At 73.6% G+C, this 25,632-nt stretch carries 23 protein-coding genes; 10 read left to right on the top strand and 13 right to left on the bottom strand.

What is annotated here, in order from left to right:
- Positions 1-8 precede the first annotated feature (8 nt).
- The 3 genes from BLU82_RS17570 to BLU82_RS36005 are packed head-to-tail and all read right to left on the bottom strand — an operon-like array spanning position 9 to position 2,166.
- Entirely contained in the window at positions 9-1,031 is a 1,023-nt protein-coding gene (locus BLU82_RS17570) for a Gfo/Idh/MocA family protein (protein WP_092622438.1), read from the bottom strand.
- Positions 1,028-2,029: a Gfo/Idh/MocA family protein gene (locus tag BLU82_RS17565; protein ID WP_092625953.1), complete on the bottom strand. Its 1,002-nt coding sequence runs from the start codon at positions 2,027-2,029 to the stop codon at positions 1,028-1,030. Before BLU82_RS17565 ends, BLU82_RS17570 begins: the two co-directional genes overlap by 4 nt.
- An 8-nt stretch (positions 2,030-2,037) precedes the next feature.
- The gene (locus tag BLU82_RS36005; RefSeq protein WP_255367079.1) at positions 2,038-2,166 is read right to left on the bottom strand and encodes a hypothetical protein; all 129 of its coding nucleotides are present in this window, start codon (positions 2,164-2,166) and stop codon (positions 2,038-2,040) included.
- A 51-nt stretch (positions 2,167-2,217) separates the two neighbouring features.
- On the opposite strand from BLU82_RS36005, the gene BLU82_RS17560 reads away from it, so the two are divergent.
- The 7 genes from BLU82_RS17560 to BLU82_RS17530 all read left to right on the top strand — a co-directional run bounded on the left by BLU82_RS17560 (position 2,218) and on the right by BLU82_RS17530 (position 12,154).
- Positions 2,218-3,438, top strand: coding sequence for an MFS transporter (locus BLU82_RS17560; protein ID WP_092622437.1), 1,221 nt, complete (start codon positions 2,218-2,220; stop codon positions 3,436-3,438).
- 33 nt (positions 3,439-3,471) lie between these two features.
- Complete coding sequence (locus BLU82_RS17555) at positions 3,472-4,701, top strand: MalY/PatB family protein (RefSeq protein ID WP_092622436.1); 1,230 nt, start codon at positions 3,472-3,474, stop codon at positions 4,699-4,701.
- Between the two features lie 205 nt (positions 4,702-4,906).
- On the top strand, positions 4,907-8,017 hold the full coding sequence (locus tag BLU82_RS17550) for a choice-of-anchor M domain-containing protein (protein WP_092622435.1): 3,111 nt from the start codon (positions 4,907-4,909) through the stop codon (positions 8,015-8,017).
- A gap of 13 nt (positions 8,018-8,030) precedes the next feature.
- A complete protein-coding gene (locus BLU82_RS17545) occupies positions 8,031-9,584 on the top strand; it encodes an anchored repeat ABC transporter, substrate-binding protein (RefSeq protein WP_370246323.1) in 1,554 nt (517 codons plus the stop codon).
- Entirely contained in the window at positions 9,581-10,522 is a 942-nt protein-coding gene (locus BLU82_RS17540) for a choice-of-anchor M domain-containing protein (RefSeq protein WP_197682284.1), read from the top strand. Before BLU82_RS17545 ends, BLU82_RS17540 begins: the two co-directional genes overlap by 4 nt.
- Complete coding sequence (locus BLU82_RS17535) at positions 10,519-11,262, top strand: anchored repeat-type ABC transporter ATP-binding subunit (RefSeq protein WP_092622432.1); 744 nt, start codon at positions 10,519-10,521, stop codon at positions 11,260-11,262. Before BLU82_RS17540 ends, BLU82_RS17535 begins: the two co-directional genes overlap by 4 nt.
- Before the next feature lie 4 nt (positions 11,263-11,266).
- On the top strand, positions 11,267-12,154 hold the full coding sequence (locus BLU82_RS17530) for an anchored repeat-type ABC transporter permease subunit (protein WP_092622431.1): 888 nt from the start codon (positions 11,267-11,269) through the stop codon (positions 12,152-12,154).
- Here the strand turns inward: BLU82_RS17530 and BLU82_RS17525 are convergent.
- Positions 12,045-13,049 carry a WxL protein peptidoglycan domain-containing protein gene (locus tag BLU82_RS17525; protein ID WP_092622430.1) on the bottom strand — a complete coding sequence of 335 codons (1,005 nt, stop codon included), beginning with the start codon at positions 13,047-13,049 and terminating at the stop codon, positions 12,045-12,047. The two genes, BLU82_RS17530 and BLU82_RS17525, sit on opposite strands and share 110 nt — an antisense overlap.
- A gap of 86 nt (positions 13,050-13,135) precedes the next feature.
- Complete coding sequence (locus BLU82_RS17520; protein ID WP_092622429.1) at positions 13,136-14,611, bottom strand: choice-of-anchor M domain-containing protein; 1,476 nt, start codon at positions 14,609-14,611, stop codon at positions 13,136-13,138.
- A 165-nt stretch (positions 14,612-14,776) separates the two neighbouring features.
- On the opposite strand from BLU82_RS17520, the gene BLU82_RS17515 reads away from it, so the two are divergent.
- Positions 14,777-15,712 carry a DUF4432 family protein gene (locus BLU82_RS17515; RefSeq protein WP_092622428.1) on the top strand — a complete coding sequence of 312 codons (936 nt, stop codon included), beginning with the start codon at positions 14,777-14,779 and terminating at the stop codon, positions 15,710-15,712.
- Here the strand turns inward: BLU82_RS17515 and BLU82_RS17510 are convergent.
- The 5 genes from BLU82_RS17510 to BLU82_RS17490 are packed head-to-tail and all read right to left on the bottom strand — an operon-like array spanning position 15,709 to position 22,016.
- Positions 15,709-16,563, bottom strand: a complete 855-nt coding sequence (locus BLU82_RS17510) for a PaaX family transcriptional regulator C-terminal domain-containing protein (protein ID WP_197682283.1) — start codon at positions 16,561-16,563, stop codon at positions 15,709-15,711. The genes BLU82_RS17515 and BLU82_RS17510 overlap by 4 nt on opposite strands.
- Positions 16,560-18,944 (bottom strand): bifunctional salicylyl-CoA 5-hydroxylase/oxidoreductase, encoded by a 2,385-nt coding sequence (locus BLU82_RS17505; RefSeq protein ID WP_092622427.1) that lies wholly within the window; start codon positions 18,942-18,944, stop codon positions 16,560-16,562. The genes BLU82_RS17510 and BLU82_RS17505 overlap by 4 nt, the downstream gene beginning before the upstream one ends.
- Positions 18,941-20,578, bottom strand: coding sequence for an AMP-binding protein (locus tag BLU82_RS17500; protein ID WP_092622426.1), 1,638 nt, complete (start codon positions 20,576-20,578; stop codon positions 18,941-18,943). Before BLU82_RS17500 ends, BLU82_RS17505 begins: the two co-directional genes overlap by 4 nt.
- Positions 20,575-21,534, bottom strand: coding sequence for an acyl-CoA thioesterase II (locus BLU82_RS17495; RefSeq protein ID WP_092622425.1), 960 nt, complete (start codon positions 21,532-21,534; stop codon positions 20,575-20,577). Before BLU82_RS17495 ends, BLU82_RS17500 begins: the two co-directional genes overlap by 4 nt.
- Positions 21,531-22,016: a cupin domain-containing protein gene (locus tag BLU82_RS17490; protein ID WP_092622424.1), complete on the bottom strand. Its 486-nt coding sequence runs from the start codon at positions 22,014-22,016 to the stop codon at positions 21,531-21,533. Before BLU82_RS17490 ends, BLU82_RS17495 begins: the two co-directional genes overlap by 4 nt.
- 83 nt (positions 22,017-22,099) lie before the next feature.
- On the opposite strand from BLU82_RS17490, the gene BLU82_RS17485 reads away from it, so the two are divergent.
- Positions 22,100-22,531 (top strand): RidA family protein, encoded by a 432-nt coding sequence (locus tag BLU82_RS17485; protein ID WP_092622423.1) that lies wholly within the window; start codon positions 22,100-22,102, stop codon positions 22,529-22,531.
- On the opposite strand, the gene sigJ is transcribed toward BLU82_RS17485, so the two are convergent.
- The 3 genes from sigJ to BLU82_RS17470 form a co-directional block, all read right to left on the bottom strand.
- Positions 22,532-23,398, bottom strand: coding sequence for an RNA polymerase sigma factor SigJ (sigJ, locus tag BLU82_RS17480; protein WP_092622422.1), 867 nt, complete (start codon positions 23,396-23,398; stop codon positions 22,532-22,534).
- Positions 23,399-23,417: 19 nt separating this feature from the next.
- Positions 23,418-24,170, bottom strand: a complete 753-nt coding sequence (locus tag BLU82_RS17475; RefSeq protein ID WP_092622421.1) for an SDR family oxidoreductase — start codon at positions 24,168-24,170, stop codon at positions 23,418-23,420.
- A gap of 83 nt (positions 24,171-24,253) precedes the next feature.
- Positions 24,254-24,604, bottom strand: a complete 351-nt coding sequence (locus BLU82_RS17470) for an MmcQ/YjbR family DNA-binding protein (RefSeq protein WP_092622420.1) — start codon at positions 24,602-24,604, stop codon at positions 24,254-24,256.
- 150 nt (positions 24,605-24,754) lie between these two features.
- On the opposite strand from BLU82_RS17470, the gene BLU82_RS17465 reads away from it, so the two are divergent.
- The gene (locus tag BLU82_RS17465; protein WP_092622419.1) at positions 24,755-25,060 is read left to right on the top strand and encodes a hypothetical protein; all 306 of its coding nucleotides are present in this window, start codon (positions 24,755-24,757) and stop codon (positions 25,058-25,060) included.
- The last annotated feature ends 572 nt before the right edge of the window (positions 25,061-25,632 follow it).

Below are 25,632 nucleotides of genomic sequence, written 5' to 3'. Positions count from 1 at the left end.
GGCCGTCGTCAGGGCGTGAGCTGGGGGATCGGCACCACGGTTCCGGCGCGCGCCGACTCCTGGGCGGCCAGCACGATGCGCAGCGTCCGCAGCCCGGCCGCGCCGTCGGGCTGGGGAGCGTGGCCGGACCGGACGCCGTCGAGGAAGTGGGCGAGCATCGCGCGGTCGAGGTCGGCGCCGAGCGAGAGCCAGGCCGGTCCGCCGCCGGCGAAGCCGCCGACGTGGGTGCCGAAGGGGTCGATGTCCGCGACGCCCTCGGTGCCGACGACCTGGAGGGTGAGGCCGCCCCAGTTCGGCGCGCTGCTGGGGTGGCTCCACGAGCAGTCGATGGTGGCGATGGTGCCGTCGGCGTAGGTGACGGCGACCAGGCCGCCGGTCTCGACGCCGTTGATCGGCTGGTCGGCGTGCAGGATGCGGTTGGTGACCGCGCGCACCTCGACCGCCGGCTGCTCCAGGAGCGCGTCGAGCAGGTCGGCCACGTGCACGACGTGGTCGACGAGGGCGCCGCCGCCGGACAGCTCCGGCTGGGTGAACCAGGCGCGCTCGCCGATCGGGATGTGGCCGTTGTTCGTCCCGGTGGCGGAGAGGACCGTGCCGAGCCGGCCACTGGCGTGCAGGGACTTCAGGGCGGCGAACTCGGTGCTGAACCGCACCGGGTACGCGGTCATGAGGAACGTGCCCGCGCGCTCGCACGCCTCGATCATCGCCTCGGCATCGGCGGCGGTCGTGGCCAGCGGCTTCTCGCACAGCACGTGCGCGCCGGCGGCGGCGGCCCGCTCGGTCAGGTCGCGGTGCCGGCTGTTCTCCGCGCAGACGACGACGGCGTCGGGCTGCCAGGCCAGCGCGTCGTCGTAGGTATCGGCGTAGGCGACGCCCAGGTGGTCGGCCAGGGCCCGCCCGCGCAGCTCGCCCGGCGGCGCCGCGGCGCCGCCGGGGTCGGTGGTGAGCAGCTCGACCCCGGGCCAGTCCGACAACAGCGACGCGTACGAGCCGGCGTGCACATGGGCGAACGACAGCAGCGCGACCTTCATGCGATCTCCTCCAGCAGCTCGGCGGTGTCGAGGCGCACCGGGGCGCCGGAGCGCAGCGAGTCGAGCGCGGCGGTGGCCAGCCAGACCGCGACGGCGCCGTCGGCGGCGCTCACCCGGGGCGCGGGCCCGCCGGCGACGGCGTCGGCGAACTCGCGCAGCTCGGTGAGGTAGGGGCTCTCGCCGGTCGGCGCCTCCGGGTGGTCCTCGCCGCCGGCGGGCACCGGCGCGAGATCGAGCCGGACGGCCGGGGTGACGGCGCTGTCGTAGCCGAGCACGCCGTCGTCGCCGGCGACGTGGAACGACGTGCGGAACCCGAGGTGCGGCGCGCCCCACAGCCCCTGGACGTGGCTGAGCGCGCCGGAGGCGTGGGTCAGCGTGACGTGCGCGGTCTGCAGGGGGTGGCCGTCGCGCTCGGCGGTGTGCGCGCGGGCGAACACCTCGACGACCTCGCCGGCGACCCAGCGGGCGATGTCCAGGTCGTGGATCATCTGGTCCATCAGCAGGCCGCCGGACTCGGCGACGTCGGAGAACCACGGCGCCCACGAGGGGAACATGCCGCCCCGGCTGAACCGGAGCACCGCGGGCCGGCCGATGCGCCCGGCGGCCACGGCGGCCCGCATGGCGGCGTACTCGGGGAAGTAGCGCACGACGTGGCCGGGGTACAGCGGGAGACCCGCGGCGGCGGCCTGACGTACGAGGCCGGCCGCGTCGGCGCCGGTGCGGGCGAGCGGCTTCTCGCACACCACGGCCCGCCCGGCGTCGAGGGCCCGGCGGACGATGTCGCGGTGGGTGGGGGTGGGGGTGACGACGTCGACGAGGTCGGCCCGGCCGAGCAGGTCGTCGAGCGATGCCGCGACCGTGCCGCCGTACTGCGCGGCCAGCCGCTCGGCGCCGTCGAGCGACGTGAGCACCAGTTTCGCGCCGAGCGCGCGCCAGGCCGCGGCGTGGGCACGGGAGATGCCGCCGGCCCCGACCAGGCCGACCGTGAGTTCGGGCATGAACATCCTCACTTGAGTCCGGAGTGGCGGGCCATCGCCAGTGCGCTGGCCGCCATCATGACGGAGTCGTCGGTGACGCGACCGCCCAGGGTGGCGATGCCGGCGCCCGAGGCCGCCGGGTAGTGCTGGGAGGCCACCACGCGGGAGGATCGCCCTCATCGTGATCGAGGCATCGAGGACGGTGAGCGGTGGCTGACGCTGGGCTGTGGACGGCGGACTTCCGGCTGTTCTTCGCCGCGCGCACCAGCTCGCTGCTGGGTGACGTCATGCTGCCCGTCGCGATCACGGCCGCTGTGATCCGGGCGGGCTACGGGGCCACTGGCGTGGGCTACGCGCTGGCCGCGCTGATCGCGCCGTTCGCCGCGCTGATCATCTTCGGCGGGGTGCTGTCCGATCGCTTCGGCGCGCGGCGCCTGATGGTGATCTCCGACGCGGCGCGGCTGTGCTTCCAAGCGGTGCTCGCGCTGCTGTTCCTGCTGGGCACGCCGCCGTTGTGGCAGATCCTGGTGCTGCTGGCGCTGGTCGGGGCGGGCAGCGCGGTCTTCCAGCCGGGGATCGCCAGCATCACCCCGCTGATCGCCCGCGACGTGCAGAGGGCGAACGCCACCCTGCGTATCTCCGAGTCCGTGACCGCCGTGATCGGCCCGTCGCTGGCCGGTCTGCTGCTGGTGGTCTCCTCGCCCGCGGCGGTGGTCGCCCTCGACGCGCTGACGTTCGCGGTCAGCGGCGCCTGCCTGCTCCGGCTCCGGTCGGTCCCGATGGGCCCGGCCGGGCGCGGCGACGTACCGTCGTCGTTCCGGGCCGATCTCGTCGAGGGGTGGCGGGAGTTCCGCGCCAGGACCTGGCTGTGGAGCGTCATCGTCGTCTACATGCTCTGGCAGCTGGCCGGCGCCGGCCCGATCATGACCCTCGGCTACAGCACGCTCGTCACCGAGCACGGATCGGCGACGTTCGGCGTGGTCATGTCGGCGCTCGGCGCGGGCAGCGTGCTGGGCGGGCTGGTCGCGACGCGGCTGCGCCCGCGGTTTCCGCTCCGGGCCGGCGCCCTGGCCATCATCCTGTGGACGCTGATGCCGCTGAGCGTGGCGCTCGGCCTCCCGGCGCCCGCCGTGGCCGCGTGCTACGCGGTGAGCGGCGCCGGCCAGGCGTTCTGGATCGTCATGTTCCACACCAGCGTGCAGACGCACATCCCGCAGGACGTCCTCGGCCGCGTGCACGCCTACGACGCGGCCGGCTCGCTGGTGATGAAACCGGTCGGGCAGGCGGTGGCGGGGCCGCTGGCGGTCGTCGTGGGCACGGTGCCGCTGCTGTTCGTGTCCGCGGCCACGGCGCTGGTCACCTGCACCCTGCTGCTGGCGATCCCGGCCGTGCGCGACCTGCGGCGTGCGCCACCGCGGGTCGGTCCCTAGGGTGGGGCCCGTGCCGCCGGAAGGGAGCTCGTCGTGACGCAGAACCCCCTCGAGCAGCTGTCGATCGACCGGCTGCGCCGGCGCACGAGCGCCAAGTGGCGCACCCATCCCGGCGACGTGCTGCCGTTGTGGGTCGCGGAGATGGACGTTCCCCTGGCCGGTCCGATCGCCGACGTGCTCCGCGAGACGGTCGAGCTCGGGGACACCGGATATCCGCACGGCGACGGCTACGTCGAGGCGCTGGCCGGCTTCGCGAAGGACCGCTGGGGCTGGGCCGGGGTCGCGGCCGACCGCGCGCTCGTCGTGCCCGACGTCATGATAGGCATCGTCGAGGTGCTGCGGGTGGTGACCGAGCCGGGCGACCCCGTCGTCGTGAACGCGCCGGTGTACCCGCCCTTCCACGCCTTCGTCGCCCACGCGGACCGGCGGGTGGTGCAGTCTCCGCTCACCGCCGGCGGGCGGATCGATCTCGACCGCCTCGACAGCACCTTCCGGGAGCTCTCCCGGCAGCACGAACGCGTGGTCTACCTGCTGTGCAACCCGCACAACCCCACCGGTGCGGTGCACACCGAGGACGAGCTGACGACGGTGGCCGAGCTGGCCGGCCGCTACGGGGTGCGGGTCGTCGCCGACGAGATCCATGCGCCGCTGGTCCTGCCGGGCGCCGCGTTCGTGCCGTACCTCTCGGTCGCGGGCGCCGACGACGCGTTCAGCCTGATGTCCGCCTCCAAGGCCTGGAACCTCGCAGGGCTGAAGGCCGCGCTGGCGCTGGCCGGCCCGGCCGCGGCGGCCGACCTCGGGCGCATCCCGGAGGAGGTCGGCCACGGCCCCAGCCATCTCGGCGTCATCGCACACACCGCGGCCTTCGCCTCGGGCGGCGACTGGCTCGACGCGCTGCTCGCCGGCCTCGACGGCAACCGGGCGGCCCTCGGCGGCTTCGTCGCCGAACATCTCCCCGAGCTGCGGTTCCTCCGCCCGGAGGGCACCTATCTGGCCTGGATCGACTGCCGGACGCTCGGGCTGCACGACGACGCCGCCCAGGGGGCGGCCGGCGTCGTCACGGAGCTCGACGGCCCGGCCCAGTACCTGCTCGACCACGCGCGGGTCGCCGTGACGTCCGGCCACGTCTTCGGCCTGGGCGGCGGCGGCCACATCCGGCTCAACTTCGCCACCTCCCGCGCCATCCTCACCGAGGCGCTCACCCGCATCGAACACGCCCTGCGCCGGGGACCCGAGCGCCTCGGGGCCGACCGGGCGGGCTGAACCCGCCTCTCCAGCGGCGGACGTCGGCAGCTCGGCCGCGAGCCAATCGTTCCCCACCGGCCGCGCGGCGCTCGCCGCTGCGGGGTGATTCCGCGCGAACCAGGGCGCACGGTGCAGAACTAGCGGAATTGAGAATGGTTATCTATATTGACAGCCACGTCGTGGTTCACGATCTTCCCGCGCCGCTGTCAGGAGTCCTGTTCTCATGCACCGTTCCCTGCTCCGAAACCTCGCGGGCGTCGCCGGCAGCGCCACGCTGCTCGCGGTCCTGCCCGCCGCCGTACCGCTCGCCGGCGCCGAGCCCGGGCCGCCGCCGGGCACCGACGAGCGAAGGGTGCTCACGACCGAGCACGTCGACGCGCTCAACGTCGGCTACGACGGCGAGCGGCTCACGGTGAACTCGAAGATCAGCCCGCCGGTCGAGCACGTCGAGGTCGACGATCTGGTCTTCCAGCTCTCCGACCTCGGGCGGGTCGCGGGTCTGCCGGAGCAGTACGCCGAGTTCATCGGCGCCGATTCGGCCTGGCTCGTCATGCAGACCCAGCAGCCGGACGTGCTGTGGGCGGGTTGGAGCACGGAGGAGCTCGCGGCCGGAGTGGTCGACGGCGACGTCGTCGACGTCACACTGGCCGGCGTGCGCGGGCCCGGCGACGTCGAGGTCTTCCAGACCGGCTCGTTCGGTGAGCCGATCCGCGTCTTCAGCTCCGACGAGGACCACAAGACGCTGCGGCAGAGCGTGAACGCGCACGTGCACGCCAACTGGGCGTTCACCCAGCCGGGCGTCTACACGCTCACGTTCGAGGTCGCCGCGACCGTCGGCGGCGAGCCGGTCACGTCGGGCCCGGTCGACTACACGTGGGTGGTCGGCGGCGACGACGGGACGCTCCCCGCGCCCGCGTCGACCACGACGACCGTCGCGGCGCCACCGGACGCGACCGCCGGCGACGAGGTGGTCCTGGAGGCGACCGTGGCGACCGACACCGGCGGCAACGCGCCGCCGCCTCCGGGCGGACACGTCGAGTTCCACGACGCCGGCGCCTCGCTCGGCCGGACCGGCATCGTCGACGGCAGGGCGGCGCTGCCGGTCGTGTTCGACGCCCCCGGCGAGCACGAGATCACCGCGACGTACACGTCGCAGGAACCGCAGTTCTACGCGCCCTCCACCGCCGAGCCGGTCATCGTCACCGTCGGCGAGGACGACGGCGTGCCGCCGGCGACGACGGTGACGGTGACGGGTCCCGGCGGTGCGGTCGCCGCGGGCGAGGAGATCACTCTGACGGCGACGCAGGACCCGCCGGCGGGGCTGACGGCGTACCGCTGGTCCACCCGCGCGCCCGGCGCCCTGGACTTCCAGGCCGTCGACGGGGCGACGACGGACACCCTGACCGTCACGGCCGCGGCGGCGGACGACGGGCGGCAGTACCGGGCGGCGCTCTACACCGACGACGGGACGCACGTGGCGGTGTCCGTTCCCTACACGCTGACCGTCGCCGAACCGCCGGGCCAGTGCGAGGATCCGCGGACGGTGCTGACGGACGAGCACGTCGACCTGCTGGCGCCCGTGCTCGACGACGGGGACCTGGACCTGCGCGCCAAGGTCGGGACGGCCGCCGACCACACCTTCCATGACCCCGCCGACCTCGTGGTCCAGCTGAAGGACCCGGAGGCGGCCGTCACGGTCCCGGCGGGTGCGGAGTACGCGTTCCTGGGCACGGCGGGCGATCCGCTCTGGATGATCCCGCAGACCCAGAACCCCGCGATCGTGTGGGCGGGTTGGTCCACCGAGGAACTGGCCCCGGGTGCGCTGAGCGGCGACGCGGTCGAGCTGACGCTGACCGGTGTCACCGGTCCGGGTGAGGTCGAGGTGTTCCAGACCGCTGGGCTGGGCGCGGCGCCGACGCGGATCTTCAGCTCGGCCGACCCGCTGCCGCCGCGGACCCAGAGCGTCGGCCAGCACGTCCACGCCAACTGGGCCTTCACCCAGCTGGGTGAGTACACGCTGACGTTCGAGGTCACCGCGGTGCTGGCCGACGGCACCGACGTCAGCACGGGCGAGGTCGACTACGCCGTCGTCGTCGGCGACCGCGAGTGCGACCCGGGCGATCCGGGCGGCGAGGACGGCACCGAGTCGGGGGAGAACGGCGCCGACGCCGGTGGCCACGAGACCGGTGGCCACGAGACCGGTGGGGGCGAGACCGGCGGCGAAGGCACGGACGCGGGCACCGGCGGCACCGGGGGCGGCGCCGACGGCGGGACCGAGAGCGGCGCCGACGGCGGCGCTGACGGCGGCGCCGGCACGGCCGGCGGCGCGAGTGGGGGCGACGAGGGCGGAACGGGTCCGAAGCCGACGACCACGCCGACGGGCGAGGTGTGCGTCCCGCGGCCCGCGCGGAACCCGAGCCCCAGTGGCTCGAGCACGCCCGGTGCGAACCCGTCGAACCCGGGCGGCACGTCCGGCGATCCGGTGGTGCTGACGAACGAGCACGTCGACCTGCTGGCGCCGCGCCTGGACGGCTCCGGCCTGGACCTGCGGGCCAAGGTGGGGTCGGCGACCGACCACACGTTCTACGATCCGGGCGACGTGCTGGTCCACGTCGGTCCGGCGGCGCAGAGCACCGTGCCGAGCGGCGACACCTACGGGTTCCTCGGGTCGGCCGGCTCGCCGCTGTGGCTGATACCGGAGACGCAGAACCCGGAGGTCGTGTGGGCCGGCTGGTCCACGGAGGAGCTGGCTGCGGGCACGCTCGCCGGCGACGCCGTCGAGCTGCGGCTCGTGGGCGCGGAGGGTCCTGGCACCGTCGAGGTGTTCCAGACGACCGGGTTCGGCGACATCAGCCGGATCTTCAGTTCGGAGGAGTCGCTGCCGGCGCGGCAGCAGAGCGTCGGCCAGCACGTCCACGCCAACTGGGCGTTCTCGGCCGCGGGCAGCTACACGCTGACGTTCGAGGTGAGCGGGGCCCTGACCGGCGGTGGCGCGGCCACGACCGGCCCGGTCGAGTACTCGTTCGTCGTCGGTGAGCTGGCCGGAGCACGCAACGGCGCGGCCATGGCGGACGGCGTCGTGGCGCCGGCGGTTCACGACGCGGCCGCCCGCATCGTGCCGGTCGACGCGAGCCCGTCGGCCACGCCCACCCCCACGGCGACGCCGTCGGCCACCGCCCCGGCCACCACCCCGGCGGCGGGCGACGACTGCGACCTCGCGAGCACGGGCACGTCGGGAACGCCGGCGCTGACCGTCCTCGGCGGGCTGCTGGTCGCCGCCGGAGCGGTGGCGACGGCGGCGTACTGGCGCGATCGTCGTGCCGTCCGCGGCTAGGGCGGCGACCGGGCTGGCCGGCGCCGCGCTCGCCCTCACGGCCTGCGCGGCGCCGGCCACGCTCAGCACCAGCGACGACCGCATCCAGGTGATCACCACCACCGGACTGCTGGCCGACCTCGTCCGCAACGTCGGCGGCGACCGCGTGAGCGTCGCGTCGCTGGTGCCGGACCAGGCCGACCCGCACTCGTACGAGCCGAGCCTGCGCGACATCCGCAACGTCGTGTACGCCGACGTCGCGTTCAGCAACTACCTGCTGCTGGAGCAGCAGGCGATCATCAAAGCACTGGACGCGAACCTGCCCGGCGACGTGCCGAACATCTCGCTGGCCGAGGGTGCGGTGAAGTACGCGGCGGAGATCATCCCGCTGGTCGAGAACGTCGCGCTGGACACCATCTGGCTGGGCATGCGGGTGCGGGGGACCGGCGAGCAGTACGGCGCCGGCCGGGCCTCCGACGTCTACCTCAGCGGCACCGCCGTCGACGGGCCGGGCGACCTCGTCGCCTACCTGACGGAGTCGTTCGGCGACCCGGCGTTCTACGTGGACTCCACCGACGGGTTCGACGCCGCCGACGGCTACCGTGACGACACCGCCACCCTGCCGCCCGACGCGCACACGCACATGAGCTGGGCGTTCACCGAGCCAGGGGTGTACCGCCTGACGATGCGGGCGAGCCTCGCGGCGTCTCCGGACGAACGGCCGGTCGGCCTCGGCGAGCAGACGTTCACCTTCGCCGTCGGCGTCGACCCGTACTCCGTGCCGGACCTGGCGGACGCCGACGTGCTGAACGCGGGCCACGCCGACGTCACCGTCGACATCGACACCGGCGAGCTGTACCTGCTGGTCGACCCGCACGGCGACGACCATGCCCACTCGGAGGTCCTGGACCCGGCCAGCACCGTCATCGAGGTGCCGAACAAGGCCCTGCACGACGTCCCGGCCGACGAGGGCTTCCGGTTCCTCGGCCGCCCGGGCGACCAGATCTTCCAGCTGCCGCAGGCCGTGCTCGGCCGGCACGTGCACGGCGAGATCGACCCGCACCTGTGGCAGAACGTGCGCAACGCGATCTCCTACGTCGAGCTGATGCGCGACGCGCTGATCGACGTCGACCCCGACGGCGCCCGCGCGTACCGGGACAACGCCACGCGCTACATCGGCGAGCTGGAGGAGCTCGACCGGTACGTGCGCGACACCGTCGCCGGGATCCCGGAGTCGCGGCGGCACCTGATCACCACGCACGACGCGTTCGGGTACCTCGGCGCCGCCTACGACGTGCGGATATCCGGATTCGTCACGCCGAACCCGGCGACCGAGCCCAGCCTGGCCGACCGCCGCAAGCTGGCCGAGACGATCCGCAACCTCGACATCCCCGCGGTCTTCCTCGAGCCCAACCTGCTGGCGCGGTCGTCGACCCTCACCGAGGTCGCCGAGGACCTCGGGGTGGACGTGTGCGCGATCTACGGCGACACGTTCGACGACGAGGTCACCACCTACGTCGAGATGATGCGGTTCAACGCCGAGTCGCTGCACACCTGCCTGTCCGAACCAGCCGGGAGAGACGAATGACGCGACGACCAACGGCGCTGCGCAGGACCCTGGCGGCGGCGATGCTGACCGGACTGGCGACGGCCGCCGCGCCGCTGCCCGTCACCGCCGCCGAGGACCCGAGCCTGGATCAGGAGATCGAGGCCGGCCAGCCGATCGCCACCGGCCAGGCGGTGCTGAGCGACGGCCACGTCGACATCGGCCCGCGCTACGTCGACGGCGTGTGGACGCTGCTGGTCCACGACGGCACCACGGACGTCCCGGTGTGGCGGACGATGCCGGACACCGTGTTCCAGGTCGGCGACGTGTCGCTGACGACCGTCCCGGACAACCCCGACTACGCGTTCCTGCCCGCCGCCGCGGGCACCGACGTGCACGTCGTGCCGCAGGCCCAGCAGCCCGGCGTGATCTGGGTGGGCTGGAACACGCAGGACCCCACCGTCATGGACACCATCGACCGCGGCGCGACGCTCACCCTGCGCGGCGTGCAGGGCCCCGGTGACGTCCTCATGTTCCTGCAGAGCGGGACGCTGGGAGAGCCGGAGGTGCTGTGGGACAGCCGCGAGCCGTACCCGCAGGACCTCTGGGTCGAGGTGAACACCCACACGCACGCCAACTGGGTGTTCTCCGAGCCGGGCGTCTACCTGGTCGCGGTCGAGGTCTCCGCCGACCTCGTGTCGGGTGAGTCCGAGTCGGACACCGAGGTGCTCCGCTTCGCCGTCGGCGACGGCACCAGCACCGACGAGGCGCTGGCCGCCGAGTACACCGGCGACGCCGCCGAGCCGGCCGAGTCCACCGACGCTGCGGCGAGCGACGCAGACGACGACGGCGGACCGGCGGCGGCCGTTCTCGCCGCCGGAGCCGCCGCGGTCGTCCTCGGCGCGGTGCTGGTGGTGGTCCTGGTCCGCGGCCGTGCCGCCAAGCGCCGGGCCGCGGCCATGTCCGTGGAACGGCCGTGAGCGTCCTGGACGTCCGGGGCGTGGCCGTCGCCCTGGGTGGCCGCTCGGTCCTGCGCGATGTCGACCTGACGGTGGCGGGCGGGGAACTGGTCGGGCTCATCGGGCCGAACGGCGCGGGGAAGACGACGCTGCTGCGCACCGTCCTCGGGCTGGTGCGGCCGGCGTCGGGCCGCGTGCTGGTGGACGCCCGCCCGGTCCGGCTGGGACGCTCCGGGATCGGGTACGTGCCGCAACGGCACGAGTTCGCCTGGGACTTCCCGATCTCGGTGGAGAACGCCGTCATGTCCGGCCGCACCGGCGGGCTCGGGCTGTTCCGCCGGCCCGGCGTGGACGACTGGCGGGCGGTGGGCGAGGCGCTGGAGCGGGTGGGCATGTCCGAGCTGGCGCGGCGGCCGGTGGGTGAGCTGTCGGGCGGGCAGCGCCAGCGGGTCCTGGTGGCCCGGGCGCTGGCGGTGCGTCCCACCGTCCTGCTGCTGGACGAGCCGTTCACCGGCCTGGACCTGCCCACCCAGGAGTTGCTGACAGACCTGTTCGCCGAAGTGGCCAGTGAGGGACGGATCCTGCTCATGACCACGCACGATCTCGTGTCCGCGCTGGACACCTGCACCCGGATCGCGCTGCTCAACCGGACGATCGTGGCCGACGCGCCGCCGAGTGAGCTGCTCGACCCGCAGCCGTGGATGCGGGCGTTCGGGGTGGGCGAGAACAGTCCGTTGCTGAAGATCCTGAAGGTGGTCTGAGACCGTGTCGATTCCCGAGTTCCTCGCCGACCTCACCAACCCGGACCTCGCGTTCCTGCCCAAGGCGCTGCTGATCGCCGTCATGTCGAGCATCGTCTGCGGCGTCGTCGGGTGCCACGTGGTGCTGCGCGGGATGGCGTTCATCGGCGACGCGGTGGCGCACGCCGTCTTCCCGGGCCTGGCGGTGGCGTTCGTGCTGCAGGGCAGCCTCGTGATCGGCGGTGCGGTCGCCGGCGTCGTCACCGCCGTGCTGGTGGCGGTGTTCTCGCAGAACCGCCGGGTCAAGGAGGACTCCGTCATCGGCGTCTTCTACGTCGCCTCGTTCGCGCTGGGCATCGTGATCATCTCGCAGGCGCCCGGATACGCGGGCTCGCTGCAGCAGTTCCTGTTCGGCTCGATCACCGGCGTCCCGGACGAGGACATCTACACGGTCGCGCTGACCGGCGTCGTCGTCCTCGCGGCCGTCATGCTGCTGCACCACCAGTTCGTCGCCGTGAGCCTGGACCGCGAGCTGGCCCGGGCGGTCGGCCTGCGGGTGTTCGGGCTGGACATCGCGCTGTACGTGCTGGTGACCGTCGCCATCGTCATCTCGGTGCAGACGATCGGCAACATCCTCGTCCTCGCGCTGCTGATCACCCCGGCCGCCGCCGCCCGGCTGCTGACCGACCGCCTCGGCGCCATGATGGTGCTCGCGCCGGTGATCGGCGGGGTGTCGGCCGTCATCGGGCTCTACCTGTCCTGGAGCTACGACCTCCCCGTCGGCGGCACCATCGTGCTCGTGCTCAGCGGGGTGTTCCTTGCGGCGTACGTCCTGGCTCCCCGGCACGGCCTGCTGGCCCGGCGCCGGCGCCACGACGTCGCCGGCGACGTCGTCGCAGCAGGACAGCGCTGACGACGACGGCGAGCGCGGTGAGCGCGATCCACGGCACGACCCACAACCGCGCGGCGTACGTGCCGGGCGGCGGGGCGGGTTCGAGGGCCTGGCTCCCGGAGGACTCGGCCCGGATCTCGACGTCGACGTCCATCGGGCCGAGCTGCCACACGCCCCTGACGGAGGCCGAGCCGCTGACGGAGTCGCCCGGCAGCAGCTCGGGCAGCGGGTCGCCGGTCCAGTAGCGCCCGCCCAGCCCGAACGGCCCGGCGACGCGGACCGTCGGGCGGCCGGCGAGGCGGACGTTGCCGTCGTTGCGGACCGTGTACTCGACGCGGACTGTGCCGGGCTGGCCGAGCGCGAGGCCGTCGAACGCGAGGTGGACGTCGTCGACGGCGAGCTCCGGCCGGAGCGTGCCGGTCACGCGCAGGTAGATGCGGGCGCCGACCCGCCGGTCGACGGTGACCCCGCCGGACGCCTGCGAGGTCAGGCCGACCACGATGCCGCCGGCATGATCGCCGGGCGTGGCATCGTCCGGAACGGTGATCCGGAACGGGACGTCGACGCGAGACCGGGCCGGGACGGTGACGGACGGCTCGCCGAGGTCGACCCACGCACCGACGTCGACGGGCTCGTCGGCGGCGGGCAGCAGGTCGAACCCGCCCTGAGTGTTGCGCACGGCGTCGCTGGCGTAGAGGTCGAGGGTGAGCGGCGCGTCGGTGTAGTTCGAGACGGCGACGACGTCGCTCAGCGCCGTGCCGGGATCGAGGGAGTACTCGAACGCGGCGCGATCACCGGGGCCGTCCGGGCCGGACGGCACGATGCCCCAGGTGACGGGCTCGGCTGCGGCTGCCGGCGGGGTGAGGCCGGCGGCGGCGATCACTGCGAGGGCCGCGAGTCGGCCGATGGGTCGCACGGGTGGGCTCCGATGGGTCGTGGCCGGGGTCGGCGTGACCGGCCTGGGCGAGGCCGGTCACGCCGGGTCGGTGCGGTGCGGACGTGTCAGATCGCGGTGAACGTGATCGTGGCCTCGTAGGTGCCGGGGACGAGCGTCGTCGGCGCCTCGATCAGCAGACCGGCGCCGAGCCGGCTGGTGCCGGTCCCGTCACCGGCCGCCGCGGTGGCCAGCGGCCGGCTGACGGACAGGCCGTCGCCGGACTCCAGGCCGGGCGCGACCGCCGCGCCGGCCGTCACGTTGCCGCCGTCGGGCTGATCGGCGATCAGCGGCGTCCAGCCGAGGTGCTTGCCGCCGAGGACGTCGTCGCCGTTGGTGAAGTCGCCGACCTGGCCGGAGACGACCCAGCCGGGTGCGGCCGCGCGGGTGTCGGTGACGGTGACAGGGCGCAGGTCTCCCGCCGAGGTCCAGCGGTCGGCGGCGCCGCCGAGCTCGAAGTCGCTCATGGTGACGACGTTGTCCTCGGGGTCGACGCTGGCGACGAGCGCGCCCTCGTCCTCGGGCAGGGTCGCCACGATCCGCTGCTCCAGATCGCCGGGCGGCTCCGGTTCGCCGTGGTCGTCGACGACGACGGCGACCGGTGTGGACTCGGCCACGACGTTGTGGTCGTGGTCGTAGAGCCGGGCCAGCACCTCGAGCCCGTTGTGGTCGGGGGTGGCGGTGAAGCTGTACTCGCCGGTGCCGGCGTCGGGCACGATCACCCACTCGCTCGCGCCCGGCGCCCGGGTGAACCAGTGGTAGTGGTCCAGCTCGGTCGGCGGGTTCTGCACCGCGGTCAGTGTGACGACGTCGCCGGAGTGGTAGTGCCCGGCCAGGCCGTCGATGGACAGTGTGGTGACGGGCGCCGGCGCGGCGTCGCCGACCTGGAACGTGTACGTGGCGGGCGCGCTCGTGACGGTGCCGCCGCCCGCCAGTGTGCCGGCGGCCTGGACGGTCAGCGTGTAGCGGCCGGTCTCGGTGAACGCCCAGTTGGCGTGCGCGTGGACGTTGGCGTTCGGCGAGATCGTGCCGGGCAGCTGGTAGCCGCCGCCGAGGACGGAGATCGACTCGCCGAACGAGCCGGTCTGCCACAGGAACACGTCGCCGGGTCCCTGGACGTCGGTGATCTGGATGCTCAGCGGGTTGGTGAACACCCCCGCCGGGATCTGCTCGGTGCTCCAGCCCGGCCAGATCAGCGCCGGGTCCTGGGTCTGCGGCAGGTAGTGGACGGTGTCGCCGGCGTCGCCGAGGAAGGCCAGGCTCGGCGGCACCGGGTCCGGCAGCACGAGCGCCGCCTCGGGCTTGACCTGCAGCAGCACGTCCTCGGGTTCGTGCAGCACGTGGTGGCCGGTGACGTCTTCCTGAAGGTCGACCTCGAGGTTCTCGTCGACCCATCGCAGCGTGAACGCGTCGATGTGGCCGGTATCCAGCGTCAGTGCGAACTCGCCGGCCGTCGCGGTGGCGGTGGCGCCCGACGCCAGCAGCGCACCCGCGACGACGGGGACGGCCAGCTGCCTGGCACGTCGTGTGAGCAGGGATCTCATCGTGATCCTTCCAAGTGGACTGCGGTGGTCCAGATACTAATGAGAACCGTTACTATTCACAATAGTGCGGCAAGTCGCCCTTCTCACTGCTCTCCCGGCCGGAACCCGCCGCCGGGTAAAGTTCGCGTCGCAGGCATCGAGCCAGGAGAGGCGGGGGTCATCGCGTTGACCGGGGCGTCGTGCTCGCTGCGCGAGACCACCATCGACGGCGACCGATGTCTGGTGATCGAGGACGGCGAGATCAGGGTGTCGATCAACGCCGATCACGGTGCACACCTCTTCGAGCTCACCGACCTCCGCAGCGGGACCAACCTGCTGTACGAGGACCCCCGGGGGTCACGTCACTACCGGGTGGGCGCCTGGTACGAGCTGTTCCCCAACGCTGGGCCGGGGTGCGTCGTCGACGGGCAGCGCATCAGCGAGCACGGCGACGTGCAGTATCGGCGCTGGTCGTGGTCGGTGCGGGCGGCGGGACCCGACCAGGTGGCCGTCGACCTCGCGACGCGCAGCGAGGAGTTGCCGTTCGGCATCCGCCGCAGCGTCACCTTCGCCGGCGGCGGCGAGGTGCGCCTCGACGAGACCATCACCAACCTCGCGGACCGCCCGCTGCACTACCTGTGGGGGCACCACATCACGTTCGGCGCCGTCATGATGGGCCCGGGCAGCCGCGTCGACCTCGGAGAAGCCGAGGTGTTCGCCGAGGCCGCCGGCGACCCGTCGGCCCTGTACGCGCCGGGCGCGCGCGGTCCGCTGCACGCCCTGCCGGGCCGCGACGGCGGGGTCGTCGACCTGACGGCGTTCCCGGACCGGCCGTTCGGCACGATGCTCTTCGCCGATCGGCTGGCGCGGCACCGGTGCGGCATCTGGTCCGGCGAGCTGGCCACCGGCGTCTGCGTCGACTGGGACGGTGAGGCCTTCCCCGCCTTGTGGTTCTGGGCCACCCGCAAGTCCGGCGCGCTGTCCGACGTCGTGGCCTGCGCGCTCGAGCCGCAGGCGTCGGCCGTCCACACCCTCTCCGAGGCGATCGCCGCCGGCGCGGCGCCGTCGCTGGACGCCGGAGCCAGCCGGAACGCCTGGCTGCGGCTCGCGGTGCACCGCTAAGCCGGCACCCCCGCCCGGGGCGCCCAGTGCCCGGCGGCGTGGGCGAGGGCCCGGCCCTCCAGGAGGGTGACGAGGCGCTCGAACACGGCCAGCGCGTCGGGGCCGCTCCAGTCGTCGGCGAGCACCTCGCGCGGCAGGCCGGGGTCGCGGAACGGGAGCTTGCGCCAGTGGTCGACGGCGGTGAGGTAGGTGACGAAGGCGCGCTCGGGTGCGACGGCGTCGCTGGCGTCGAGGGCGGCGATCTCGGGTTGGAAGCGGGCGACGAACTCGCGGTAGCGGCGGTCGATGCCGGCGAGGTCCCAGCTCTCGTAGAGCAGGGTGCGCAGATCCTGACCGGCCACGTAGGCGCCGACGAAGATCGCGGCGTAGCGGTCGAGGCCGAGCTCGCGCACGGCCTGCTCGGCGGCGCCGCGCATGCGGGCCGGCGCGATCCACATCGCGGTGGAGATGTTCCCGAAGCCCAGCGAGGCCAGGTGGGCGCGCAGCTGGTGCCGCTTCGCGCGCTCGGACTCGGGCACGGAGAAGTTGACGATGCACCAGCCGTCGTCGAGGTTGGCCGGCTGGCGCGCGTGCCAGATGATCTCGTCGCCCGCGACCAGCGCCTTCACCGCCGCCGGCGTGAGCGCGTAGCCACGCTTCCCGCCTCGGCTCTCGGCGGCGAGCCAGCCGCGCTGCTTGAGCCGGAACACCGCCGTGCGGACGCTCCGGGCGTCGAGCCCGAGCTGCTCCATGAGGTCGACGGTGCCGGCGATGGGCATCCAGTCGCCCATGCGCCGCACGACGGCGCCGAGGAAGCTCACCATGACGGTGCGCGTGCGGCGCGTGCGGGCGCTCTCGTCGGCCGGGATCATCGCGACCATTCTGCCTGGTCGCGCCGGTTCGGGGTCCAGCGCAGGTGGACGGTGCCGGCGGCGCCGTCGCGCAGCAGCGAGAGGCGGGGCGGGACCTTGTCGGTGCGCGCCGTCGGCGGACGACGCCGCCCGGCGGCCCAGGGGTCCGGCCAGTCGGCGCCGGGACCCCGGTACTCCTGCTCGGCCGCCGCGTGCAGCGTCCACTGCGGGTCGTAGAGGTGGGCCCGGCCGAGCGCGCAGAGATCGGCGCGGCCCGCGAGCAGGATCGAGTTGACGTCGTCGTAGGACGAGATCGCCCCGACGGCGATGACGGCGACGCCCGCGGGGACGGCGACCTGGTGCCGGATCCGGTCGGCGAACGGCGTCTGGTACGACCGCCCGAACGCGGGCTTCTCGTCCTTGGTGACCTGGCCCGTGGAGACGTCGATGGCGGCGGCGCCGTGCTCGGCGAACGCGCGCGCGATCTCGACGGCGTCCTCCTCGGTGGTGCCGCCGGGCACCCAGTCGGTCGCGGAGATGCGGACCGTCACCGGAATGGCGCCGGGCACCACGCGGCGCACCGCGTCGAACACCTCGAGCGGGAAGCGCAGCCGGTTCGGCAGCGCGCCGCCGTACTCGTCGGTCCGGCGGTTCGCGACCGGCGACAGGAACGAGCTCAGCAGGTAGCCGTGGGCGGCGTGCAGCTCGATCAGGTCGAACCCGGCCGCGACGCCGCGTTCGGCCGCGGCGACGAAGTCGGCCACGACCTGGTCGAGGTCGGCGCGGGTCGCCTCGCGCGGCAGGTGGCAGCCGTCGCCGTACGGCAGCGCCGACGGGCCGACGACCTCCCAGTTGCCGTCGTCGAGCGGCTCGTCCATGCCCTCCCACATCAGCTTGGTCGAGCCCTTGCGGCCCGAGTGCCCGAGCTGCAGCCCGATCTTGGCGGTCGACCGGGTGTGGACGAAGTCCGTCACCCGCCGCCAGGCGTCGCGCTGCTCGTCGGTCCAGATGCCTGTGCAGCCGGGCGAGATGCGGCCCTCGGGCGAGACGCAGACCATCTCGGTCATGACCAGTCCGGCGCCGCCGAGCGCCTTCGCGCCCAGGTGGACGAGGTGGAACTCGTTCGGCCGGCCGTCCTCGGCGCAATACATGTCCATGGGGGAGACGACGACGCGGTTCTTCAGCTCCAGCGGGCCGATGCGCACCGGCTGGAACATCGCCGGCGCCACCGAGCGGGCCGAGTGGAGCCGCGCGAACTCGGCCTCCATGCGCGCGGCGAACTCCGGGTCGCGTTCCCGGAGGTTGCCGAACGTGATGCGGCGCGACCTCGTGAGCAGGTTGAACACGAACTGGGCCCGGTCCTGGCGGACGTACATGCCTATGTTCTCGAACCACTCCAGCGACGCCTGCGCCGCCCGCTGGGTCGACTCGACGACCGGCTTGCGCTCGGCCTGGTACGCCGCCAGCGCCGCGCCGACGCCGGGCTGCTCGTGCAGGCACGCGGCCAGCGCCAGGGCGTCCTCCATGGCCAGCTTCGTGCCCGAGCCGATCGAGAAGTGCGCCGTGTGGGCCGCGTCGCCGAGCAGCACGACGTTGCCGTCGTACCAGCGCTCGTTGCGCACGGTGTGGAAATTGAGCCACTTCGAGTTGTTGGTGAGTACGCGGTGTCCGCGCAGTTCGTCCGCGAAGATCTCGGCGATGCGGCCGACGGCGTACTCGTCGGAGGCGCCCGGCGGGAGGTCGTCGTGCTCGGTGGCGTCGAAGCCGGCCCGGCGCCACACCTCCTCGTGCATCTCGACGATGAACGTCGAACCCTGGTCGGAGTAGGGGTAGCCGTGGATCTGCATGACGCCCCACGGCGTCTGCTTGACGAAGAACTGGAACGCCTCGAAGACGAGGTCGGTGCCGAGCCAGATGTACTTGTTCGCCCGCCGGTCGAGGTTCGGCCCGAAGACGTCGGCGTACTTGGTGCGGATCGTCGAGTTGAGCCCGTCCGCGGCCACCACGAGGTCGTACGACGCCCGCAGCTCGCCCGGTCCCGGCGCCGGCGTCCGGTAGTGCACCGTGACGCCCAGCTCGGCGGCCCGCTCGCGCAGGATCGCCAGCAGCTCCTTGCGGCCCATCGCGGCGAAGCCCTGCCCGCCGACGGTGAACGCGTGGCCGTCGACCTCGACGTCGATGTCGGTCCAGCGGGCGAACCCGCGCTCCATGCGGTCGTGGATGACGGGGTCGGCGCCCTCGATGGCGCCCAGCGTCTCGTCGGAGAACACGACCCCGAAGCCGAAGGTGTCGTCGGGCGCGTTGCGCTCCCACACCGTCACGTCGTGACCGGGGTCGAGGCCCTTCATCAGGGCCGCGAAGTACAGCCCTCCGGGCCCGCCACCCGCGATCGCGATCCTCATGCCGGTTCTGTCTCCAGGAGCTGCCGCAGCTTGAAGCGCTGCAGCTTGCCGCTGGTGTTGCGGGGGAGCGCGGGCAGGAACAACACCTTCCGCGGGTACTTGTACGGGGCCAGCTCGCCCTTGACGAACGACTGCAGCTCCTCCACCTTCGCGTCGTCGCCCGTCACCCCTTCGCCCAGCACGACGAACGCGCAGACGACCGAGCCGCGCTCGGGGTCCGGTGCGGCCACGACGCCGCACTCGACGACGTCGGGGTGGGCGTCGATCGCGGCCTCGACCTCGGGACCGCTGATGTTGTAGCCCGACGACACGATCAGGTCGTCGGTGCGGGCCCGGTACCAGAAGTAGCCGTCGTCGTCGCGCACGAACGTGTCGCCCGTGACGTTCCAGCCGCCGACGACGTAGCCGGCCTGGCGCGGGTCGTCGAGGTACCGGCAGCCGACCGGGCCGATGACGGCCAGCCGGCCCGCGACGCCCGCCGGGGCCTCCGCGCCGTCGGCGTCGAGGATGGTGGCGCGGAAGCCGGGGACGGGCTTGCCGGTGGCGCCCGGGCGGATGTCGTCGCCGGCCGCGGAGATGAAGATGTGCAGCAGCTCGGTCGCGCCGATGCCGTCGATGACCTCGAGGCCGTGGTCGTCGTGCAGCTGCTGCCAGGTCGACTTCGGCAGGTGCTCGCCGGCGCTGACGGCGACCCGCAGGCCGGCCAGCTGGTCGCCCTTCCCGCACCGGACGATCTGCCGGTAGGCGGTGGGCGCGGTGGCCAGCACCGTGACCCCGTGGGCCGAGATCAGGTCGGCCAGCTGGGCCGGCGCCGCCGCCTCGGTCAGGAAGGCGCAGGCCCCGGCCCGGAACGTGAAGACGACCAGCATGCCGAGGCCGAAGGTGAACCCGAGCGGCGGGCTGGCCGCGACGACGTCGTCGGGCCGCAGCCGCAGCACGTGCTTGCCGAACGTGTTGTCGATGGAGAGCACATCGCGGTGGAAGTGCATCGTGATCTTCGGCGTCCCCGTGCTGCCCGAGGTCGGGCCGAGCAGGGCGACGTCGTCCGCGGCGGTGTCGACGGCGGTGAAGCTCGCCGGCTTCGTCGCGACCCTCCTGGTGAGGTCGTCGTCGGCGTCGCCGCCGTAGGCGACGATGCGCAGGTCCGGGGCCGCGGCCGCTCGCACCGCGACGACGTCGTCGACGAAGCGGTGGTCGACGAGCGCGATGACCGGCCGGGTCTTCTCGACGATCGGCGTCAGCTCGCGCTCGCGGAGCGCGGCCATCGTCGTGACGGCGATGCCGCCGGCCTTGAGGACGCCGAGCCAGGCGGCCACCGTCCACGGGTTGTTGGGCGACCGGATGAGCACCCGGTTGCCGGGCACCAGGCCGAGGTCGTCGACGAGCACGTGGGCGACGCGGTCGGCCCGTTCCCGCAGCTCGCCGTACGTCCACAGCTCGCCGGCGGGGGTCCGCACGGCCGGGCGGTCCGCGCCGTAGGTGGCGACGGCGCGGTCGACGAGCTCGGCGGCCGCGTTGAGCCGCTCGGGGTAGTCGAGGTCCGGGGTGGTGAACTCCATCGTCGGCCACTGCTCGGCCGGTGGCAGGTTGTCGCGGGCGAAGGTGTCGGCGTACGCCGAGTGGCTGAGCGTCATCGCGGTCCTCCGTCGTCGTACCGCAGCACGCCCTCCTGGACGACGGTCGCCAGGTGCGTGTGGTCGGGGGCGAAGAAGTGGCCGAGCCCGACGCCGCGCCCGGCGTCGGCGGCGACGGCCTGCTGCGCGTAGAGCAGCCAGCCGCCGAGCACGTCCGTCGCCGGCGCCCGGTGGAACCACATGGCGTGGTCGAGGCTGGCCGTCACCAGGCCCTCCGCGGCCCAGGGCAGGCCGAGCACGCGCAGCAGCGGCTCGAGGATCGTGTAGTCGCAGACGTACGCGAGCGCCGCGAGGTCGCGCTGGGCGTCGGTGAGCCCGTCGACCTGGCGCAGCGGGTCGAACGGCCGCACCCAGACGGCCTGGTGCGGCAGCCGTTCCCCGTCGACGGTGAGGTACACCGGACCGGGGACGTGGCGCTGGTCGAAGCCGCGGCCGGTGGACCAGTACCGCTTGGACTCGTCGGTCATGGTGCCGCCGCTGCGGCCGTCGAGGTACGCGGCCGAGCTCGGCACCCGCTCCGGCGGGGCGACGCCGTCCGGGTACGCCGCCGCGAACGTCCCGCCCGGCTCGCCCGCGGCGAAGCTCGCCACGCAGACGTAGACCGGCTTGCCGTTCTGGAAGGCGCGGACCTGGCGGGTGGAGTAGCCGCGGCCGTCGCGCAGCAGCTCGACCTCGTACCGCACCTCCATGCCGATGTCGGCCGGGCGCATGAAATACGAGTGCATCGAGTGCAGCGTCTTGCCGTCGGTGACCGACCGCATGGCGGCGGCGGCCGCCTGGGCGACGAGGTCGCCGCCATACGCCTTCGGCCACGGGCACGGCTGCGTCGTCGCGGTGAACGCGAGGTCGAAGTGTTCCGCGTGGGCCGGCTTCAGCGTCAGGGCCGCCGACAGGATCCGCGAGGTGGGCGGCGCGGCGTCCGGTTGCGGCCCGCTGTCCGGTTGCGGCCCGTTCACGGGCGGTCCGTCCAGTGCCGCAGGTCCGCGTCGTCGACCTGCGGGAGGTTGACCACGATGTTCTCCGGCGTCCGCGTCGTCATCCAGGTCAGCGGCCGGTTGCGGTCGAGGTTGCACTCGACGTGCGGCAGGAACGGCGGGACGAACACCCAGTCGCCCTCCTCGAGGTCGAGATAGTCCGCGAACCGTTCGCCGAAGTAGATGCGGGCGCGGCCGGAGAGCACGTAGCCGCCGGTCTCGGCCTCGCCGTGGTGGTGCGGGACCGAGCGGTAGCCGGCCTCGTTGCGGACCTTCCCGAACCAGAGGCGGGTGGCGGGGGTGTGCTGAATGCTCACGCCGGAGATCCGGGTGGCGCCGTCCGACTGCCCGGTGTCGGCCGGCTCGGTTCCGGCCCGGGTGACGACCGGCACGACCAGGCCGCTCTCGCTCGCGTACATCGAGGCGTCGCCCTCGAGGACGTACTTGCTGAGGTCGGGCTCCATATTTCAGAATTTGCACGACCGTTGAGAGCTTGTCAATAGACTGCTACGGTGCCGTCACGATCCCCGTCACAGGAGTCCCAGCCATGGCGACGAGCGCGACCGCCGTTCCGGTGAACCCTCCGTCCCTGCCGGAGCCGCGCGGCTACTCGCACGGGACGCTGAGCGGGAACACGCTGTACCTCGGCGGCCAGACGGCCCTCGACGCGGCGATGCGCATCGTCCCCGGCGGCATCGTCGTGCAGTTCCGCCAGGCCTTCGCCAACCTGCTCGCCACCCTGGCCCACGCCGGCGGCGAGCCCGGTGACCTCGTCAACGTCACGATCTACCTCACCGACATCCCCGACTATCAGGCGCACGGCAAGGAGATCGGCGCGGTGTGGCGCGAGTTGGCCGGCCCGGTCTACCCCGCGATGGCGGGCATCGGCACCACGGCGCTCTGGCAGCCCGAGGCGATGATCGAGATCGCCGGCGTCGCGGTGATCCCGCCGGAGCGCCTCGTCGTCCCGGCCGGCTGACTATTGCCGGCCGAAGCCGCGCAGTTTGTCGGGATTCACCACGAAGAGCACCCGCTCGACGCCGCGGGCGGTGACGTCGAGGGCGAGGACGGCCTGTGCGACGCCGTCGGCGTTCGTGACCAGCAGGGCGCTGCCGCCGTTCGCGTCGACGACGGTGAAGGTGGCCTCGTTCCAGTACTTGCGCAGGATGTTGTCGATGAACAGCAGCACCCGCTCGACGCCCTGGAGGTCGACGCGCGAGGCGTGCACCTTGCCACCGCCGTCGGAGCGGGCGGTGACGTCCTCGGTGAAGAGGCGCTCCAGGGCCTCGAGGTCGCCGTCGCGGGCGGCCGCGACGAACGTCTCGACCAGGCGGCGGCGCACGCCGGGCGGGGCCGGCTCGGCCCGGCCGGACTCCAGCGCGAGCCGCGCCCGCCGGGCCAGCTGGCGGGCGTGCGGCTCGGAGATCTCCAGGATCTCGCCGATGCGGCGGTACGGGTAGTCGAACGCCTCGTGCAGGACGTACACGGCCCGCTCGGCCGGGCTGAGCCGCTCGAGCAGCAGCATGGCGGCGAGGTCGAGCGCCTCGGCCCGCTCGGCGCCCAGCGCGGGATCGTCGCTGGTGTCGACCGGTTCCGGCAGCCACTCGCCCGGGTAGGTCTCGCGCCGGGCACGGGCCGACGTCGCCGCCGTCAGCGCCAGCCGGGTCGCCGTGGTGGTGAGGAAGGCGGCCGGGTTCTGGACCTCGTCGCGGTTGGTGCGCTGCCAGCGGATCCACGCGTCCTGGACGATGTCCTCGGCCTCCGCGACGCTGCCCAGCATGCGGTAGGCGATGCCGAACAGCTGCGGCCGAACGTCGAGGAACTCGGCGACGCCGTCCGTGGTCACGGGACCACGGTATACGGCGCTACCGGCTCGGCTGCGCCGCCTGCCACTCAGCCAGCGTGGTCGGCCCGCGACGGGCGTCGTCGGCCGGGACCAGGGTGTCCTCGCCGAGGACGGCGCCGAAGTAGCGCGCGCCGGGGTCGGCGCGGACCTCACGCGGGTCGTGCGTGGCGGCGAGCGCCGTGCGGACCAGCTCGTCCAGCCGGAACCGCTCCGGCCCGGCGATCTCGACGACGCCGTTCAGCGGCGGGCCGGCGGCGACCTCGGCGACGGCCGCCGACACGTCCCGCGCGGCCATCGGCTGGATGTGCACCGGCGCCAGGCTGACGACGCCGTCGTGGGTGGCCTCGTCGGTGATGCCCTTCAGGAACTCGAAGAACTGGGTGGCGTGGACGATCGAGTAGGGCACCGGCGACTCGGTGATGAGCTGCTCCTGGGCGATCTTGGCCCGGAAGTAGCCGCTCTCGGCCAGCCGGTCGGTGCCGACGACGGACAGCGCGACGTGGTGCCCGACGCCGGCCCTCTGCTCCGCGGTGAGCAGGTTCGTGGTGGACGTCCGGAAGAACTCCAGCACGGCCGCGGCCTCGAACGACGGCGAGTTCGACACGTCGACGACGACGTCCGCCCCGTCGAGTGCCTCGGCCAGCCCTTCGCCCGTCAGCGTGTTCACGCCGGTGTTCGGCGCCGCGGCCACGGCGTCGTGGCCCTGGCCGGTGAGCAACTCGACGACCTTCGAGCCGACGAGGCCGGTGCCGCCGATGACGACGATCTTCATGTGCAGCCCTTTCACGGGACGTGGCGGCCCGGGCGGCCGCCTGACACCAGGACGACCGCGTGGCCCGCCGATTCGTGACACCCCTAGTGCGGCAGCCGGTCGCCCTGCTGCTCGACGACGTCCTGGGGCGCGGTCAGCCGCCACGCCTCGAACGTCAGCTCCACCAGCTCGTCGTGCTCGATGCCGTCGAGGTGGACCACTACCCAGCCGAACGCGCCGGCGGTGAACTGGATCTCGAACACCTGCGGCCGCTCCGCCACCAGCGCCAGTTGCTCGGCGATGGTCTGCTTCAGTCCGACGGTCGACGTGGCCGGCCAGAGGTACCCGAACGTCCGCCCCGCCACCCGGAACGTCGTCCACCGGTCGGAGTCGGTGCCGGCGGCGCCGGGCAGGCGGCTGACGATGGCGAGGAAGTCGGCGATCGGCACGGCCATGCCCCCATCGAAGCAGGCGCAGGCCCGGCCCGGTGGTCCGGTCCGGGGCGACTGCACCCCGCGTCGTGGGGTATCCAGGGCCGCAGGGCGGAGAACCGGCCGTCCGGCGCATCGGGGCGCTGGGGCCGTTGCCGCGCAAGGGGGCATGCCATGAGGGAACTCGTCGCCGAGCTCGACCACGCACTCGGGGCACTGGGAGAGGACGACCGGCGCGCGGCGCTGCGCGCCCTGATGCCGTCGGTGGTCCGCTGGTACCAGGACTCGCTCGCCTGCGACCCGACCCGCCCGGTCCACCTCGACCTGCTGCTGTGGGTGGACGAGCTGTCGGCCGGCCTGATCGGCCCCCTCTGCGCCGCCGCCCAGGACGTCCGCCGCGCCGCGACGCCGGTGCGGGCGCCGCGGCGGATGCCCAACCAGCGGCACCCCCGGGCGGCCACCGGCTGGTCCGGCGCCTGACGCAGCGCCTCTCGGCCGGTGCCTGACGCAGCCGCCCTCGCCCGGCGTGTGGCGCGGGGACACGCGCGACGGGCCGGGGCCGCCCGGCCGGTCTCGGTGTCGGACCCGGGCGGGCGGCCGGTGCTCACCAACCGGCGGACGGGCTGGTGGACTGGTGCGCCGCAGGCTGGCTGGCTGGTGGCGAACTCGCAGGCGCCTTCGCGCCGGTTGGCTGGCGGCGGTGGGCTGGCTGGCTGGCGGCGGGCTGCTGGCTGGTGGCGTGCGACGGATGGACCGCGGCGGGCGCTGGCGGTGGGCTGGCTGGCGGGCGGCGGGCTGGCGGGCGGCGTGCGACGGACGGGACCCGCGGCGGGCACCGGCGGTGGGCTGGCGGGCGGCGCGCGGCGTGCGACGGACGGACCCGCGGCGGGCGCTGGCGGTGTGCAAGGGGCTGGCGGGCGGCGATCTGGCATGCGGGCGTCGGGATGGCTGGCGGACGGCGGCGGCCGGCGCGGCGGCCGGGCACGGCAGCCTCCAGGCACGCGGCTCCGAGGCCGCCGCTCCGGGAGGCGGAGCGGCGGCCGGGGCGCCGG

Source organism: Jiangella sp. DSM 45060 (assembly GCF_900105175.1).
Taxonomy (GTDB): Bacteria; Actinomycetota; Actinomycetes; order Jiangellales; family Jiangellaceae; genus Jiangella.
Note: the sequence above shows the minus strand (reverse complement) of the source record. Positions and strands in the feature narration are given on the sequence as shown.

Excerpts from the sequence above, each read along its gene's own strand:
- BLU82_RS17540 (WP_197682284.1), top strand. The coding sequence starts at position 9,581 with ATGACGCGACGACCAACGGCGCTGCGCAGGACCCTGGCGGCGGCGATG.
- BLU82_RS17520 (WP_092622429.1), bottom strand. The coding sequence starts at position 14,611 with ATGAGATCCCTGCTCACACGACGTGCCAGGCAGCTGGCCGTCCCCGTC.
- BLU82_RS17570 (WP_092622438.1), bottom strand. The coding sequence starts at position 1,031 with ATGAAGGTCGCGCTGCTGTCGTTCGCCCATGTGCACGCCGGCTCGTAC.
- BLU82_RS17485 (WP_092622423.1), top strand. The coding sequence starts at position 22,100 with ATGGCGACGAGCGCGACCGCCGTTCCGGTGAACCCTCCGTCCCTGCCG.
- BLU82_RS17470 (WP_092622420.1), bottom strand. The coding sequence starts at position 24,604 with ATGGCCGTGCCGATCGCCGACTTCCTCGCCATCGTCAGCCGCCTGCCC.
- BLU82_RS17565 (WP_092625953.1), bottom strand. The coding sequence starts at position 2,029 with ATGCCCGAACTCACGGTCGGCCTGGTCGGGGCCGGCGGCATCTCCCGT.
- BLU82_RS17490 (WP_092622424.1), bottom strand. The coding sequence starts at position 22,016 with ATGGAGCCCGACCTCAGCAAGTACGTCCTCGAGGGCGACGCCTCGATG.
- BLU82_RS17550 (WP_092622435.1), top strand. The coding sequence starts at position 4,907 with ATGCACCGTTCCCTGCTCCGAAACCTCGCGGGCGTCGCCGGCAGCGCC.
- BLU82_RS17475 (WP_092622421.1), bottom strand. The coding sequence starts at position 24,170 with ATGAAGATCGTCGTCATCGGCGGCACCGGCCTCGTCGGCTCGAAGGTC.
- BLU82_RS17510 (WP_197682283.1), bottom strand. The coding sequence starts at position 16,563 with ATGATCCCGGCCGACGAGAGCGCCCGCACGCGCCGCACGCGCACCGTC.
- BLU82_RS17465 (WP_092622419.1), top strand. The coding sequence starts at position 24,755 with ATGAGGGAACTCGTCGCCGAGCTCGACCACGCACTCGGGGCACTGGGA.
- BLU82_RS17500 (WP_092622426.1), bottom strand. The coding sequence starts at position 20,578 with ATGACGCTCAGCCACTCGGCGTACGCCGACACCTTCGCCCGCGACAAC.
- BLU82_RS17505 (WP_092622427.1), bottom strand. The coding sequence starts at position 18,944 with ATGAGGATCGCGATCGCGGGTGGCGGGCCCGGAGGGCTGTACTTCGCG.